16 protein-coding genes are annotated in these 15,081 nt (G+C 69.9%); 6 read left to right on the forward strand and 10 right to left on the reverse strand.

From position 1 onward, the window contains the following. Positions 1-76: 76 nt before the first annotated feature. Genes CUT39_RS02865 through CUT39_RS02880 form a run of 4 tightly spaced genes read left to right on the forward strand, consistent with a single transcriptional unit; the run spans position 77 to position 3,743 of the window. Positions 77-997, forward strand: a complete 921-nt coding sequence (locus tag CUT39_RS02865) for an ABC transporter ATP-binding protein (RefSeq protein ID WP_100444464.1) — start codon at positions 77-79, stop codon at positions 995-997. Continuing rightward, complete coding sequence (locus tag CUT39_RS02870) at positions 997-1,821, forward strand: ABC transporter permease subunit (protein ID WP_100444465.1); 825 nt, start codon at positions 997-999, stop codon at positions 1,819-1,821. Before CUT39_RS02865 ends, CUT39_RS02870 begins: the two co-directional genes overlap by 1 nt. A gap of 10 nt (positions 1,822-1,831) precedes the next feature. Then, the gene (locus CUT39_RS02875) at positions 1,832-3,031 is read left to right on the forward strand and encodes a sensor histidine kinase (protein WP_100444466.1); all 1,200 of its coding nucleotides are present in this window, start codon (positions 1,832-1,834) and stop codon (positions 3,029-3,031) included. 34 nt (positions 3,032-3,065) lie between these two features. Beyond that, positions 3,066-3,743, forward strand: coding sequence for a response regulator (locus CUT39_RS02880; protein WP_100444467.1), 678 nt, complete (start codon positions 3,066-3,068; stop codon positions 3,741-3,743). On the opposite strand, the gene CUT39_RS02885 is transcribed toward CUT39_RS02880, so the two are convergent. From CUT39_RS02885 to CUT39_RS02905, 5 genes are all read right to left on the reverse strand, one after another. After that, on the reverse strand, positions 3,704-4,297 hold the full coding sequence (locus CUT39_RS02885) for a GNAT family N-acetyltransferase (RefSeq protein WP_100444478.1): 594 nt from the start codon (positions 4,295-4,297) through the stop codon (positions 3,704-3,706). The two genes, CUT39_RS02880 and CUT39_RS02885, sit on opposite strands and share 40 nt — an antisense overlap. Positions 4,298-4,400: 103 nt before the next feature. Then, on the reverse strand, positions 4,401-4,976 hold the full coding sequence (locus tag CUT39_RS02890; RefSeq protein WP_100444468.1) for an SWIM zinc finger family protein: 576 nt from the start codon (positions 4,974-4,976) through the stop codon (positions 4,401-4,403). Further along, a complete protein-coding gene (locus tag CUT39_RS02895; RefSeq protein ID WP_198586828.1) occupies positions 4,973-6,877 on the reverse strand; it encodes a DEAD/DEAH box helicase in 1,905 nt (634 codons plus the stop codon). Before CUT39_RS02895 ends, CUT39_RS02890 begins: the two co-directional genes overlap by 4 nt. Before the next feature lie 159 nt (positions 6,878-7,036). Beyond that, positions 7,037-8,542, reverse strand: coding sequence for a family 43 glycosylhydrolase (locus tag CUT39_RS02900; protein WP_100444470.1), 1,506 nt, complete (start codon positions 8,540-8,542; stop codon positions 7,037-7,039). 93 nt (positions 8,543-8,635) lie between these two features. After that, complete coding sequence (locus tag CUT39_RS02905) at positions 8,636-9,064, reverse strand: hypothetical protein (protein ID WP_100444471.1); 429 nt, start codon at positions 9,062-9,064, stop codon at positions 8,636-8,638. A gap of 172 nt (positions 9,065-9,236) precedes the next feature. On the opposite strand from CUT39_RS02905, the gene CUT39_RS02910 reads away from it, so the two are divergent. Together CUT39_RS02910 and CUT39_RS02915 are read left to right on the forward strand one after the other, a co-directional pair. Continuing rightward, positions 9,237-10,157, forward strand: a complete 921-nt coding sequence (locus CUT39_RS02910; protein ID WP_100444472.1) for a sugar kinase — start codon at positions 9,237-9,239, stop codon at positions 10,155-10,157. Beyond that, positions 10,154-10,759 (forward strand): bifunctional 4-hydroxy-2-oxoglutarate aldolase/2-dehydro-3-deoxy-phosphogluconate aldolase, encoded by a 606-nt coding sequence (locus tag CUT39_RS02915; protein ID WP_100444473.1) that lies wholly within the window; start codon positions 10,154-10,156, stop codon positions 10,757-10,759. Before CUT39_RS02910 ends, CUT39_RS02915 begins: the two co-directional genes overlap by 4 nt. On the opposite strand, the gene CUT39_RS02920 is transcribed toward CUT39_RS02915, so the two are convergent. From CUT39_RS02920 to CUT39_RS02940, 5 genes are all read right to left on the reverse strand, one after another. Beyond that, positions 10,756-11,271 carry an adenine phosphoribosyltransferase gene (locus CUT39_RS02920; protein WP_100444474.1) on the reverse strand — a complete coding sequence of 172 codons (516 nt, stop codon included), beginning with the start codon at positions 11,269-11,271 and terminating at the stop codon, positions 10,756-10,758. The two genes, CUT39_RS02915 and CUT39_RS02920, sit on opposite strands and share 4 nt — an antisense overlap. 67 nt (positions 11,272-11,338) lie before the next feature. Then, positions 11,339-11,725 (reverse strand): DUF4234 domain-containing protein, encoded by a 387-nt coding sequence (locus CUT39_RS02925; protein ID WP_100444475.1) that lies wholly within the window; start codon positions 11,723-11,725, stop codon positions 11,339-11,341. Positions 11,726-11,864: 139 nt separating this feature from the next. Continuing rightward, complete coding sequence (locus CUT39_RS02930) at positions 11,865-12,746, reverse strand: carbohydrate ABC transporter permease (RefSeq protein ID WP_100444068.1); 882 nt, start codon at positions 12,744-12,746, stop codon at positions 11,865-11,867. A 5-nt stretch (positions 12,747-12,751) separates the two neighbouring features. Then, the gene (locus tag CUT39_RS02935; protein WP_408611076.1) at positions 12,752-13,681 is read right to left on the reverse strand and encodes a carbohydrate ABC transporter permease; all 930 of its coding nucleotides are present in this window, start codon (positions 13,679-13,681) and stop codon (positions 12,752-12,754) included. Between the two features lie 116 nt (positions 13,682-13,797). Beyond that, positions 13,798-15,081: ABC transporter substrate-binding protein (locus CUT39_RS02940; RefSeq protein WP_198586829.1), on the reverse strand; the 1,284-nt coding region annotated here is incomplete at its 5' end.

Here is a 15,081-nt window from a genome sequence, read left to right on the forward strand (position 1 = left end):
CCGGTACCAGCGGCGGCGGCGAAGTTCCGGCCGCAGCCCGATGGAATCGGGCCCGCGCGTCCGTAGCTTCGAGGACATGATCGAGATCGAGCACCTCACGAAGCGATACGGCAGGAAGACCGCCGTCGACGACCTCAGTTTCACCGTCAAGCCCGGCACCGTGACCGGTTTCCTCGGCCCCAACGGCTCCGGCAAGTCGACCACGATGCGCACCGTCGTCGGACTCGACGCCCCCACCTCGGGGACCGTCCGCGTGAACGGCCGGCGCTACGCCCGATTCCGGGCGCCCATGACCGAGGTCGGGGCGCTGCTGGAGGCCAAGTCGGTCCACTCCGGCCGCACCGCCTACAAGCACCTGATGGCGCTGGCCCACACCCATTCCATCCCCAAGCGGCGGGTCCTGGAGGTCATCGACCTGGTGGGGCTGACCGACGTCGCCGGCAAGCGGGCCGGCGGATTCAGCCTCGGCATGGGCCAGCGCCTCGGCATCGCCGTGGCGTTGCTCGGCGACCCGGCGGTGCTGATCCTGGACGAGCCGGTCAACGGCCTCGACCCCGACGGGGTGCGCTGGATCCGGGAGCTGCTGAGGGACCTGGCCCGGGAGGGCCGGACGGTGTTCCTGTCCTCGCACTTGATGAGTGAACTCGCTCAAACGGCCGATCACCTGGTGGTCATCGGTCAGGGACGGCTGCTGGCCGACACCTCGATGGAGGATTTCGTGGACGGCCGCGGCGGCGGCCGGGTCCGGGTCGTCTCGCCCGAGGCGGGGTCGCTGGCCGAGCGGATCCAGGGGCCGGGCGTCACCGTCACCAGCCCCGAGTCGGGGGTGCTGGAGGTCCAGGGAGCCGGGGCCGCCGCGGTCGGCGAGGCGGCCGCGGCGCACGGGATCGTGCTGCACGAGCTGCACCTCCAGCGCGCCTCGCTCGAAGACGTGTTCATGGAGATCACCGCCGACGCGGTCGAGTTCCAGCAGACGAAGGAAGGAGCGGCGGCGTGATGACCACCGCGACCATGGCAGAGGAACCGGCGGTCTTCACACCGCCGCAGCAGTACCGCGTGAGCGGACCTGGCCTGCTCCGCTCGGAGTGGACCAAGTTCTGGTCGCTGCGGTCGAGCTGGATCGTGCTGGTCTGCGCGGCGCTGTTCGGGGCCGGGATCGGCATGGCCGTCGCCGCCGACTTCCGGTTCGGCGCCGAGCCTTCGGTCGAGGGCGGCGTGACCGGCCTGGACGTGCTGTTCGGGTTCGGCATCGGTGCGGTGTTCATCGCCGTGCTCGGGGCGCTGTTCATCACCGGCGAGTACACGACCGGGTCCATCCGGTCCACCATGGCCGCCGCTCCCCGCCGCACCGGGGTGCTGTGGTCCAAGGCCGCCGTGTTCGCCTCGATCGTCCTCGCGGTCTACGCCGCGCTGGTGTTCGCGACGTTCTTCGCCACGCAGGCGCTGCTGGCGGACACCCATCTGGGCGGGATGAGCCTGTCGGACGAGGGCGTGCTCCGCGTCCTGACCGGCTACGTGGTCTCCACGGCTTATCTGGGCCTGCTGGGCCTGGCGATCGGTGCGATCCTGCGCAACTCGGCCGGGTCGATCAGCTTCTACATCGGCGTGGTCCTGCTCCTGCCGGAGCTGGCGACCATGCTTCCGTGGGATTGGGTCGCCGAGGTGACCCCGTATGCGCCCGGCAACGCGCCCAACACGCTGACGTGGCTGGACACCACCGGTGCGACCCTGTCGGTCGGAGCCTCGTGGCTGTGGATGGGGATCTGGACGGCCGTCTCCTTCGGGCTCGCGGCCCTGCTCCTGAAGCGCCGGGACGTGTGAGAATGCCGTCGTGGCCCAATCCGTGATCGCCCCGCGCAAGCGGGGCCTGTGGCAGCGGATGTCGGAGTTCGACTCCCGGCATCCGCTGCTGTGGAATCTGGTCCCCCTGCTGCTGTACCTGTTCATCCTGTGCGCGGGCGCGACCTCCTGGTCCGAGTCGCCGCGCCGCCTGGGCCTGCAGTTGATCCTCGGGGCGGCGCTGATGGTGCCGCTGATCTGGCGGCGCCGCTATCCGTTCGCGGTGCTGCTGAGCCAGTTGGTGCCGATGTCGTTCGTCCTGTGGTTCGAGCTCACCGGGGCCGGCGGCGAGATCGCCGACAGCGCTGCGGCGATCGCGTTCACGCTGGCGCTGTACAACGTGGTGCTCCGGCGGCCGCTGAAGCTGCTGTGGTGGGCGGGCCTGGTGGGTCTGGCGACGGCGGTGGCGGACTGGGCGCTGAACTCGCGCGTCCGTTCGCTCTTCGAGCTGTTCATCGGGCAGATCCTCCCGACCGCCTTCGTGTTCGCGTTCATCGTCGCCATTGCGATGCTGATCCGCACCAGGCGGAGCTTCCAGCAGTCGGAGCGGGAGGTGGCGGCCCAGCGGGCGGTGCAGGAGGAGCGGGCGCGGATCGCCCGGGACATGCACGACATCATCGGCCACAACCTGGCGGTGATCAACGCGCTGGCCGACGGCGGTTCGTATGCGGCGACCGCCTCGCCCGAGCGGGCGCGGGAGGCGCTGACGGCGATCGGGGCGACGAGCCGGCAGGCGCTGAGCGAGCTGCGGCGGGTCCTGTCGGTGCTGCGGGAGGACGGTTCGGAGCGTCCGGAGTTGGCGCCGCAGCCGGGCCTGTCGGACCTGGCGGCGCTGGTCGAGCGGGTGCGGGAGGCGGGGCTGCCGGTGTCGGTCAAGACCACCGGGTACCGCTGGGAGTTGTCGGAGAATCAGCAGTTGGCGGTCTACCGGACCGTGCAGGAGGCGCTGACGAACGCGCTCAAGCACGCCGCCGGGCCGCGGCGGGCGCAGGTGGCGATCGAGTTCGGCGAGGACGGGCTTTCGGTCGCGGTCTCCAATACCGGTCCGGTGGAGGTGGACACGGGCGTCCGGCGGGGCCTGGCCGGGCTGAGCGAGCGGGCGGCGGCCTTCGGCGGCACAATGGAGGCCGGTCCGCAGCCGTCCGGCGGCTGGCGGGTGGCGATCTGGCTGCCCCGGGCCGGCACCGAATGAGTTCCGCCGGCATCGCCTAGTGAGGAAGCGACACGTGACGACACTGCTCATCGTCGACGACCATCCGCTGCAGCGCATGGGGTTCCGGATGCTAGTGGAGAGCCAGCCGGACCTGACGGTGCTGGGTGAGGCCGACAACGGCGCCGACGCGGTCCGCATGGCCGGGGACCTGGCTCCGGAGGTGGTGCTCATGGACGTGCGCATGCCGGGCATGGACGGCATCGAGGCGACCAAGCGGATCATCGCCTCCGGTGTGCGCAGCCGGGTGCTGGTGCTGACCACGTTCGACCTCGACGAGTACGCCTACGCGGCGCTGCGGTCGGGGGCCAGCGGGTTCCTGGTCAAGGACGCCCAGCCCGAGGAGCTGCTGTCGGGCATCCGGGTGGTGGCCGACGGGGACGCGGTGGTGGCCCCGAAGCTGACCCGCCGCCTGCTCGACCGGTTCGCCGATCAGTTTCCGGTCGAGGGCGAGCCGTCCCACCGGGAGGCCGCCGAGCAGTTGGCGGTGCTGACCGACCGGGAGCGGGAGGTGCTGACCGCGATCGGCCGGGGCTGGAACAACGTCGAGATCGCCGAGCGGTTCCACCTGGCCGAGTCGACGGTGAAGACGCACGTGGGGCGGGTCCTGGCCAAGATCGACGCGCGCGACCGAGTGCAGGCGGTCATCTTCGCCTACAACACCGGCCTGGTCTCCCCTGACAACCACTCCTGACGGTCCGGCCGACCCCCGCCTCGGGGCCGGGTCGGCACCCAGAACCGGAGCTTCTTGCCGCGCCGGTCCTCGTAGACGCCGCCGTTGCGTTCGATGACCTTGCGGGAGGCGACGTTGTCCCGGTCGCAGGTGATGAGGGCCCGGTCGATGCCCAGTTCCGCCGCGCGGGGCAGGGCGGCGGCGAGCATGGCGGTGGCGTGGCCCCGGCGCCGGGCGCTGGGACGCATGTCGTAGCCGATATGCCCGCCGATGTCGGACAGTTGCTGGTTGAGCCGGTGGCGGATGGAGATGCGGCCCAGGTAGCGGTCGCCCTCGACCCACCAGTAGACGGACATGGGCACGAAGTATTCGGGCGGGTCGGTCTCCCAGCGCCCTTCGAATTCCAGGAAGTCGGCGACCCAGGTCGACCCCTCGCGGCGGTTCGCGAAGTTGCGGATGATGTCGCCGGTGAGGCTGTTGTCGTCGGGCCCGCCCCGCCCTTCGGCGATGAACTCGTCGATGGCCTCGGCGAACGATTCGCCGAGGCGCACGGTGGGCCGGATCAGCTCGGGCATGCCCATGACGCTAAGCGAAGCCGATCGGGTCCACAAGCGCATTCACCGATCCCGCGGCGCCGTGGCCGACCGGCGACGGCGCCGAACCGGCGTTCTCGGACGGTCAGGCCACCGGTTGGGCGGCGTCCATGCTGGCGACTCGGGCGGCGCGCAGCAGCCCGGGGAGGTCGCGGGTGCGGCCGCCGCGCAGGAGCAGCACCAGCCACGGGTCGTCGTCCATCCTGGCGGCGCTGACCAGGGAGACGGCCAGGATGTGGGCGCAGACGTCGCGGTTGTCGGCGCAGCCGCAGGAGGTGGTGAGGCGGTTGTACGGCTCGGCGAGGTGCTTCTTGGGCAGCAGGCGCATCCCCGCCTCGGCCAGGACGTCGTCGATGCGTTTGGGGAGCCGGCCGGCGAGCAGCCCGGCCACGCAGGAGGGCGACAGGGACAGGGCCGTCATGCCCCGGTTCCAGGTGGCGTTGTCGAACACCGGGATGCGGATGGCCGCCTCGAAGGTGCCGTTGGCGTCGGTGACGCTGCCGGAGACGACGCCGGGTTCGATCGAGAGGTCGGTGACGACGCCCTGTCCGGCCAGGGAGCGCCCCTTGACGATGCGCTGGTCGGGATAGTTCAGTCCGATCGTCTCCAGGGCGCGCCACCATTTGCGCCCCCACCAGGTCCTGCCGTACGGGTCGCTCATCGGTGATCGCCGCCTTCGTCGAGTTCGATCAGTTTGCGCAACTGCGTGTCGTCCAGTTCGCCGAGCCAGTCCTCGCCGGTGCCGACGACGGCCTCGGCTATGGCCCGCTTGCGGGCCAGGAGCTCGTCCACGCGCTCTTCGAGGGTGCCGGCGGTGACCAGCTTGTGGACGTGGACGGTCCGCTCCTGGCCGATGCGGTGGGCCCGGTCGGTCGCCTGGTCCTCCACGGCCGGGTTCCACCAGCGGTCGTAGTGGACGACGTGGGAGGCGCCGGTGAGGTTGAGGCCGGTGCCTCCGGCGCGGAGGGACACCAGCAGGATCGCCGGGCCCTCGGCGGTCTGGAACTCCTCGACCAGGCGGTCGCGCGCGGCCTGGTCGAGCCCGCCGTGGAGGAACGGCGCGGCGATTCCCAGTTCGGCCTCGAGGTGCTCGGAGAGCAGGTTGCCCATCTTGCGGTACTGGGTGAACAGGAGCGTCTTGTCGCCCTCGTCGACGACCTCGGCGAGCATCTCGGTGACGCGGTCGAGCTTGCCCGACCGTTCGGCGAGGTCGCCGTCGCCTGCGCCGACAATCTGGGCGGGGTGGTTGCAGACCTGCTTGAGCCGGGTCAGGAGCTTGAGGACGCGGCCGCGGCGGGTGATGCCGTCGCCCAGGCCCTCGTCGAAGGCCTCGCGGATGGCCTCCTTGTAGAGCCCGGCCTGCTCGTCGGACATGGTGCAGGCGACGGTGGACTCGATCTTGGGGGGCAGGTCGGCGGCGACGTCTTCTTTGAGCCGGCGCAGCACGACCGGGTCGATGCGGGCGCGCAGGAGTGCGGCGGACTCGGGGTCGCGGCCGATCTCGATGGGGTCGGCGAAGCGGCGCTTGAAGTCGGTCTGGCCGCCGAGCAGGCCGGGGTTGACGAATTCGGAGATCGACCACAGCTCCGAGAGGTGGTTCTCGACCGGGGTGCCGGTGAGGGCGATGCGCACCCGGCCGGTGAGGTCGCGGACGGCCCCGGCGGTGCGGGAGCGGTGGTTCTTGATGGCCTGGGCCTCGTCGATGACGATGGTGTCGAAGGCGATCGAGCGCATCATCTTGATGTCGCGCAGCGCGATCGAGTAGGAGGTGACGACGACGGCGGCCTCCAGGAAGGCCCCGGCCGTCTTGGCGCGCGCCGGGCCGTGGTGGAGGTGAACGGTCAACTGCGGGGCGAATCGGGCGATCTCGCGCTGCCAGTTCCCGACCAGGGAGGTGGGGCAGACCACCAGGTGCGGGGCGTCGCCGGCGCGGCGGACGAGGACGCCGATCGACTGGAGGGTCTTGCCCAGGCCCATGTCGTCGGCGAGGATCACTCCGGCGCCGACCTCCGCGGCGGCTTCGAGCCAGGCGATGCCGTGCGACTGGTAGCGGCGCAGGTCGGCGCTGACTCGGACGTCGCCGGGGTCGGCGTGCTGGGCGGTGATGAGCCGGAGGTTGAGGCCGGAGTCGGAGCGCTGGAGCTCGGTGTAGGACTCCACGAACGCCGCGACGGTGGCCCGCGGGGTCCAGACGTGGTCCTCGGAGTGGGGGGCGGCGTGGGCCTCGGGGGGCAGCTCGGCGGCGATGCGGTCGAGGTCGTCGAATTTGTCGTCGCCGATCGCGCCGGCGACGCGGGCCCAGGCGGCCACGGACTCGGTGATGTCGGGCCGGGAGGCGACGCGGGTGAGCGCGGTCAGGACGGGGCGGACCGGGACCGCGACGCCGTCGACGGTGCGCGGTTCGCCGTCGAGGAAGAGCTCGGCGGTGAGCGGGTCACCGGGGGGCAGTCCGAGTTCGGCCGCGGCGATGCGCGGGTTCGGGCCGCCGAAGAACAGAAGCCGACCATCGGCCGGTGCTGCGTGGTCGGGAAGGAAGGTGGCGTGCAGTTGGCTGGGTGGCACCGAGGCTCCTACTGGTTCGCGGCAGACGAGCCATTTTGCCACAGGTGGGGTCTCGTTCCCAAACTCGCGCCGCCGGTTTGCGGGGGTTTGGGTGCTTCATCGGAGAACGGGGCGGACCTGGCGGTCCGCCCCGCGGAACCTCGCGGAAGGTCGGTTTCGTCAGTTCCCGCTCACCGGGTCCAGCACCCATTGCTGGTCGGCCCCGCCGGTGGGCGTGTCCTGGCTGATGCGGCTGCCCGGGTCGGTCGCACCGTCCCACACGGTCAGCGACAGCGCCGAGAAGCGGTTCAGGAGCGTGACGGCTCCGCCGCTCTGCTCGACCCGCCACTGCTGGTTGACGCCGTTGAGGTCGTCCCACTGGACGATGGTCGCGCCGGGCTGGTCGTTCCACTCGAAGATGTCCAGCGCCAGCGACGAGTTGCGGTTCACCAGGCGGTAGAAGCCGTTGTCGGAGTACACGAAGCGCCACTGCTGATGGGCCTCGCCGGTGGGCTCCTGCTGAACGAGTTCGGCGCCGCCCTCGGTGGAGGCGCCCTCGATCCCCAGCGCGAGCTCCGAATGGGCGCTGGTGATCTCGTACCAGGCGTCGGTGTCGACCGCCGGACTCGGTTCGCCGCCGGCGGCGGGGCCGGACAGCACCGGCCAGCCGCGCTTCCATTCGAACCGTTCGATGCCGAAGGCGAAGCCGCCGGCCTGGTCGTAGGAGTGGTAGGCGATCAGTCCCTTGTCGAGGCTCTGACCGCCGGTGGCGACGTTGGTGCCGTGTTCGGCGAGTACGACGGTGCCGCCGCCGTCGGCCATGTCGACCCCGTCGCGGTCGAGGAAGGGTCCGGTCGGCGAGGTGGAGCGGCCCACCGCGATCGAGTAGGTGGAGTCGGCCCCCTCGCAGCAGACGCCGAGGGAGACGAACAGGTAGTAGTACTTGCCGTGCCGGATCAGGGTCGGGCCCTCGATGCCGTCGCCGCCCTGGCCGGCCACGTGGACCGGCTCGGCGCCCGCGGCGGGCTTGCCGGAGGGCCAGTCGAGCTCGAGGACGTAGATGCCGTTCCACCAGGAGCCGAAGACCATGTAGTGGGCCCCGTGGCGGTCGGCCAGGATCTCGGCGTCGATGGCGTTGTAGGGGTCGCCTTCATGCGATTCGAACACCATGCCCCGGTCGACCCATTCGTAATCGGGGTCGGCCGGGTCGAGCGTGGTGTTGGTGGCCAGGCCGATCAGGGAGCGTTGGGAGCCGAAGGTGGAGGCGCTGTAGTAGACGTAGTAGGTCGCGCTCTTGTTGTCGTAGTGGACGGCGGGGGCCCAGAGGTTGTCGACCCCCGGGACGGCCTCCTCGACCCAGGCGGGTTTGGAGTCGAAGACGCTGCCGACGGTGCGCCAGGACTGGCCCCGGTCGAGCGACTGTCGGATGGGGACGGTGCCGTCGTTGAACGGGCCCCAGCCGGTGGCCAGCACGTACCAGGGCTCGTCCTTGCAGCCGGCCACCAGGGCGGGGTCGTGGGAGCCGAGCTCGCCGAGCATCGGCCCGGTGGGGGCGTCGGGTTCGCAGTCGAGGCGGCCGTCGGCGGTCGCGGCGGGCGCGGTGCCGAGCAGGGCGCCGATCACGGCCAGGGCGAGGGCCGCACTGAGCCAGGGACGGCGCCTGCGGGGTTCAACCAGGGGTTTCATGTCGCTCCACGGAATGGTATATCGATAAAGTGGCCGGAACGTGTCGAGGCTAACCAGAAACCCGAAGGATGTCAATGCGGCGATCGGCCGCGGTCAACCGGTCGACGACGAGGAAGCCGTGCAGCGCATCGACAGGTCGACCTCGACCAGGCCGCGGAACAGCATGTAGCTCTCCTGGAGCTGCTCGTCGTCGCCCGGTTCGGTCTGGGCGACCATCTCCTGGACGCGGGCGCCGAACGAGTACGCCATCTCCGACAGCTCGGGATCGGTGATCTCGGAGGCGATCAGGTCGATCTCGTCGACCACCTGGTCGACGTTCTCGTGGTCGAGCTCGCCCATCATCTCCAGGGCCTCCCAGGTACGCCGGCAGTCCTCAGCGTAGAACTGGGAGTCCCGGTCGAACTCCTGCGGGTCGGGCTCGGGCGGCGCTACGGGGCCGCCCATGCACTGCGCCAGGAGCCAGATCAGCGACAGCACGCCGATCACCCAGGCGAAGAGCTTGCCCAGTTGCAGATCGGTCATCGATCACACTCTCGGTGGAACTCACGAGCCGCGACCTGCCGCCACCGGGCGGCGACTCGAACCTGTGGGCTGATGGCTCGCCTCCGAGTCTAACGCGGACATCGACAGCCGCGGATACGCATGTGCCGACACCGGCCGGTAGTCTGGGGCCTCCCCACCGTAAGGAGCGCCAATGGAAGTCCTCTGCCTCGGCGAATCGATGGCCGTGTTCACGCCCTCCCCGTCGACGTCCCTCCGCCACGCCGGAGAGCTGCGCGCCGGTGTCGCCGGCGCCGAATCCAACGTCGCCGTCAGCCTGGCGCTGCTCGGCACGGACGCGGCCTGGAGGGGCAAGGTCGGCGACGACCCGTTCGGGAAGCGCATCCTCGACGTACTGCGCGACGCCGGCGTCGACTGCGACGGCGTGGAAGTCGACCCGGACCGCCCCACCGGGATCTACTTCAAGGACCCGCGGCCCGGCGACGGCACCAAGGTCCACTACTACCGCGCCGGCTCGGCCGCCTCCGCCATGGGACCCGGCCAGCTCGCGGGCACCGCACCCCCCGAGATCCTGCACCTGTCGGGCATCACCCCGGCGCTGTCGGAGACGTGCCACGGACTGGTCCGCGAGCTCGTGGTCGACCGGGCGCTGGCCCCGGCGACGGTGAGCTTCGACGTCAACTACCGCCCCGCGCTCTGGCCGGTCGAGCGGGCCGCCCCCGTGCTCGCGGGCCTGGCCGACGCCGCCGACATCTGCTTCGTCGGCCTCGACGAGGCCGAGACGCTGTGGGAGTGCAAGACCCCCGACGACGTCCGCGCCCGACTGCCCGCAGTGCAGACGCTGGTGATCAAGGACGGCGGCGAGGGCGTCACCTGCTACGAAGGGGACCGACGCCTCTACTCCCCCGCCGATGCGGTCGACATCGTCGAACCGGTGGGAGCCGGTGACGCCTTCGCTTCGGGCTTCCTCTACGGTCGTCTCAAGGGCGTTAGTGCAAGCGCTTGCATGTCGCTGGGGCACCGGCTCGCCGCCGGAGCCCTCCAGACCGTAGGCGACCTCGCCGCGCCCCCGAGTCCCAAGACCGTCAAATCCCTGCTGGAGCACCGACCATGAGCATCGACTTCGACACCCTCTTCGACGGCCGACGCGTGATGGCCATCCTGCGCGGCCTGCCGCCGGACGAGACCGTCGCGATGGCCCGCGCCGCCTGGGCCGGCGGCGTCGACCTCGTCGAGGTCCCGATCGGCAGGCCCGGCCAGGAGAAGGCCCTGGCCGCCGTGGTCGAGGCCGCACGGGACGGCGGCCACCAGGTCGGGGCGGGCACCGTCGTCTCCAGCGACCACGTGAGACGGGCGGCCGAGGCCGGCGCGGTCTACACCGTCGCGCCGGGCCTGGACGCCCAGGTCCTCGAGGCCTCTGGCAGCGCCGGGCTCCCCCACCTGCCGGGCGTCGCGACCGCCAGCGAACTGCAGCTCGCGGCCCGGCTCGGCTGCCGGTGGGTGAAGGTCTTCCCGGCCTCGACCCTGGGACCGGGCTGGTTCAAGGCGATGGCCGGTCCGTTCCCCGACATGCGGTGCGTCGCCACCGGGGGCGTCGGCGTGAACGAGGTCGGCGCCTACCTCCGGGCGGGCGCCTCGGTCGTGGGCGTCGGGTCGGCCCTGGCCGAACCCGAATCGCTCGAACTGCTGGCCGAGCAGATCAGGGAAGCATCCTAGAGCGGGCCGAGCAGGGAGACCACGCGGTGGCCCTCGAGCCGGTCGCGCCCGGCGAGGGCCCCGATCTCCAGCAGCGCGGCGCAGGCGACCACCGTGCCGCCCAGGCCCTCCACGAGCCTGACGCCGGCGGCCATCGACTCACCGGTGGCGATCACGTCGTCCACCAGCAGGATCCGGTCCCCCGGTGCGACCGCGTCGGCGTGGATCTCCACTCCGACCTCGGCGTACTCGCTGCTGTAGGTCTCCACCGCCGCTTCGCGAGGCAGCTTGCCGGACTTCCTGATCGGGATGAGCGGCTTCGCGGTCCGATCGGCCAGCGGTGCGGCCCATAGGAAACCACGGGCGTCGAAGGCGGCGATCGCGTCGAAGGTGTGGGCGCCGCACCGGCGCTCCAGTTCGTCCATCGAAGCCCGGAACGCCTCCGGCGCGGCCAGCAGCGGGGTGATGTCGCGGAACCCGACCCCCGGCACGGGGAAGTCGGGCACGACGGGCACGTAGTCGGTCAGGTCCACTGCGCCAGCCTATCGGGTCCCGCCCGGGTGGGGTCCGGCCGCGGCCGGACCCCACCCGGGCGACGGCTCAGGCTACCGCGCCCTGCCGCTGCTGGACGGCCTGGACGACCAGGTTCTGCTGGCCTTGGACGTAGACGGTGTGGGTGCTGACCACGAACACCAGGAGGGTGGCCACTCCGGTGCTGAAGGTCGGCTGCAGGCCGGCGGCCTGCTGCTGGGCCCGCATCGAGGCGCAGAAGTTGAACCAGTTGATCGCCGGCCAGATCATCAGGGTGAACCCGCCGAAGATCATCGACAGCACCGCGCCGGCCGGGGAGACGTTCTTGGGGTTCTGCGGGCTGACGGCCTGCACCTGCTGGCACGTCTTGTGCGCCCAGACGAGTCCGTAGATGCCGATGGTGACGAGGTTGAGCACCCACACGCCGAAGGGGTTGCGGGTCTTGAGTTCAGGCATTGCTCGATGGCTCCTCAATAGATGAACGGGGTGCGCCGCGGCCCCATCTGATCGGGCAAGTGCGGAACCGCGGCGATGACGAAGGTCACACTAGCACGGCTCCGCCACTCCGGGGGTCCGGCGATCCGGCAGGGCCGATTCAGCCTTTGAGTCCGGTTTGGGCGACGCCTTGGACCAGATACCGCTGCAGGAACAAGAACACGAACACCAGCGGCAGGATCGCGACCGCCGCGGCGGTGAACAACTGCGGCAGATTGATCGACTGCGAGGTCAGAAACGTCGACAACGCCACCTGCACCGTCCACGAGTCAGGCGACCGCCCGATCACCAACGGCCACAGGAACGCATTCCACGAGGTCACGAACGTGATCACCGCCATCGCGGCCATGAACCCCTTCGAGTTCGGCATCACGATCCGCCAGAACGCACCCCAGTAGCCCAACCCGTCCACCCGGGCGGCCTCCTCCAGCTCTCTGGGGAAGCTCAGGAAGTACTGCCGGCACAAAAAGGCCACGAACCCGTTGAACAACGGCGGGATGATCAACCCCCGCAGATCCGAGACCCACCCCAGGCTGGAGACCAGCACGAAACTGGGCACGAACGTGATCGCGCTGGGCACCATCAACGTCGCCAGAATCGCATAGAAGATCTTGTTCGCATGCCGGTGGGAGATCCGGGCCAGCCCGTACCCGGCGGTCGAACACAGAAACAGCGTCCCGACCGTGGTCAGCACCCCCACCACCGCCGAGTTCCACAGACTCCGCCCCATCGGCACCTTCGGATCGTTGAACAACTCGGCCACGTTCGACCACGCCGGCGAGGAGGGAAACCACATCCACCCCGGCGCGGTGATCTCCTCGGTCGTGGCCAGGGCATTGCGCACGATCAGATAGAACGGCACCAGAAACACCGCCGCCAGCAGCGACAGGCCGACCAGGTTGGCCGCCCGGGAGGCGGCCGAGCCGGCCCCGGGCCGGTAGCCCACCGGCCGCCGCCGGCCCTTCACACCAGCCGCCACCATCGCCCTCACCGTCCTTCCGGTTTGCCGAAGCCCAGGACCTTGCCCTGGAACAGCGTCACCAACGCGATCAACAACGCCAGGATCAACGCCCCGGCCGAACCCCGACCCAGATCCTGCACCGTCCCCAACGAGGTATGGAACAAATACACCAACGGCGTCCGCCCATAGGGCACGTTCCCCGAGTTCGGCAGCAGGTTCCAGAACTCATCGAAGGCCTGATAGGCCTGGATCAGCACCAGCATCAGCACCGCCACCGACGTCGCCCGCAGCCCCGGCAGCGTGATATGCCAGAACGTCTGCCGCCCCGGCTTCGCCCCGTCCACATACGCCGCCTCATACAAATGCTCGGGGATCTGCTGCAGCGCGGCGATGAACAGAATCATGTAGAACCCGCACTGGATCCACAACCGCAGCGTCGCGATCACCAGCCAGAACCACGGCGGATCATTCCCGTTCAACCACGCGATCGGCCCGACCCCGAACCAGCCCAGCACCGTGTTCACCAGCCCGTAATGCACCCCGGTGAAGATCGACATCTTCCACACCAGCGAGGCCAGCACATACGAACAGGCGAACGGCAGAAAGAACACCGACCGGAAGAACGCCCGCGCCACCCGAACCCGGTTGACCGCCAACGCCAACCCCAGCGAAGCGGCGAACGTGACCGGCACGATGATCGCCGCGAACAGGGTGAACGTCCACAGACTCCGCAGGAAGTTCGCATCGGTCAACATCGAGGCGAAATTGGCGAACCCCACGAAGTCCTCGGCCGCCGGCGTCACGGTGTTGCGCGCATCGAAAAACGACAAAAACGCCGACCAGGCCACCGGCACATAGGTGAACATCACCAACCCGGCCAGGAACGGCCCCACGAAATACCAGAACGCCGCGCCCCGGCTCCCCAGACGCCGGCCGACCCGGGCACGCCACGACACCCCCGACCGGCCCGCCCCGGCCCCGGTATCAGCACCAGGGCCGGAGCCGGAGCCGGGGCCGGGGCCGGGGGTGCCGGTCTCGGTTTCGGTTTCGGTTTCGGTCACCGCCGGCCCCGCTACCCGAAGATCCCGTCGAGCTCGTCGTTGACCGTCGCCACCGCCGCGGCCAACTCCTCCTCCGGATCGGCCCCCTCGATGACGATGTTGCTCATCATGTCGTTGACCGCCGTGTTCATCGCCGGCGTCCAATCCGGATCCTCGGCCCACCCGAACTCATCGGCGATCGCCACCGCCTCCGCCGCCGGCCCCGAGGTCAACTCATCGGCCTGGGCCCGCAGCGACAACCGCGAGGGGATATGGAACCCGTACGACAGGCACCAATCCAGAATGAACTCCTCATGATCGACCCACAACCACTTGGTGAAGGCCTTGGCCGCCTCCACATTCGGGCCGTTCGCGTTCACAAACGCCGACCAGCCCCCGTTGAACACCGTCGGCGCCCCCCCGGCGAAGCCCGGACACGGGAAGATCCCGATATCATCGCCCAACCCCTCCAACAGCGCCGGCATCGTCCACAGGCCCGTCCACGACATCGCCGTCAACCCCTGCAGCATCGACGACGGATCCCACCACGCGGTCGGCGCCCCCAGCAGCAGCGCCCCCGACTCCGACAACCGACGCACCGACCCCGCCCCCTCGGCCATCCGCGCATCATCGAACCCCGCCTGCCGGTCGGCGCCGATGAACGACAACCCCAGACTGTGGATCATGTGCTGACCCAACCGGTCGGCCCCGCTGGCCTCACCGAAATCGATGCCCTTGACCTCACCGGAATCCAACTCCACGGCCATATCGACCAACTCATCGAACGTCTCCGGCGGCCCGGCGATCCCGGCCGCCTCGAACATGCTCGGCCGATACACGATGTACTGCGGATCATCGATCATCCGAATCCCGTACACCGTCCCATCCAGCGTATTCCGCGCCAGATCCGACTCCGGAATGTCATCGATAACATCCGCGACCAGGTCATCCAACGGCTCCAACTGCCCGGCCTCGACCATCCCCCGATTGAGATGACTCTCAAAACAGTCCGGCGCCTCGTCCTCGGCCAGCAGCCCCGACGACAACGCCGCATCGTAATCACCCGGGATCCACTCCACCCCCACCCGCGCATCCGGATACGCCGCCGCATAATCCAACGCCGCCTGCTGCGTCCCGGCCTCCCCGTACTCGTGATACCACTGCGACAACACCGGACCGTCACCATCGGCCTCCCCACGCCCGGTATTACCACCACACGCCGACAACACACCCGCACCAGCGGACAACCCGCCCAACGCGAACACACCCCGACGACCCAACACCGGCCCCGAAAACGAACCACCGAAACCCTTGCC

Source organism: Glycomyces xiaoerkulensis, assembly GCF_002798405.1.
GTDB lineage: Bacteria > Actinomycetota > Actinomycetes > Mycobacteriales > Micromonosporaceae > Glycomyces > Glycomyces xiaoerkulensis.

What these genes read in the sequence shown, in the direction of transcription:
- CUT39_RS02885 (WP_100444478.1), bottom strand. Translation starts at nt 4,297, where the DNA reads ATGCCCGAGCTGATCCGGCCCACCGTGCGCCTCGGCGAATCGTTCGCC.
- CUT39_RS02865 (WP_100444464.1), top strand. Translation starts at nt 77, where the DNA reads ATGATCGAGATCGAGCACCTCACGAAGCGATACGGCAGGAAGACCGCC.
- CUT39_RS02900 (WP_100444470.1), bottom strand. Translation starts at nt 8,542, where the DNA reads ATGAAACCCCTGGTTGAACCCCGCAGGCGCCGTCCCTGGCTCAGTGCG.
- CUT39_RS02910 (WP_100444472.1), top strand. Translation starts at nt 9,237, where the DNA reads ATGGAAGTCCTCTGCCTCGGCGAATCGATGGCCGTGTTCACGCCCTCC.
- CUT39_RS02925 (WP_100444475.1), bottom strand. Translation starts at nt 11,725, where the DNA reads ATGCCTGAACTCAAGACCCGCAACCCCTTCGGCGTGTGGGTGCTCAAC.
- CUT39_RS02890 (WP_100444468.1), bottom strand. Translation starts at nt 4,976, where the DNA reads ATGAGCGACCCGTACGGCAGGACCTGGTGGGGGCGCAAATGGTGGCGC.
- CUT39_RS02905 (WP_100444471.1), bottom strand. Translation starts at nt 9,064, where the DNA reads ATGACCGATCTGCAACTGGGCAAGCTCTTCGCCTGGGTGATCGGCGTG.
- CUT39_RS02870 (WP_100444465.1), top strand. Translation starts at nt 997, where the DNA reads ATGACCACCGCGACCATGGCAGAGGAACCGGCGGTCTTCACACCGCCG.
- CUT39_RS02915 (WP_100444473.1), top strand. Translation starts at nt 10,154, where the DNA reads ATGAGCATCGACTTCGACACCCTCTTCGACGGCCGACGCGTGATGGCC.
- CUT39_RS02930 (WP_100444068.1), bottom strand. Translation starts at nt 12,746, where the DNA reads ATGGTGGCGGCTGGTGTGAAGGGCCGGCGGCGGCCGGTGGGCTACCGG.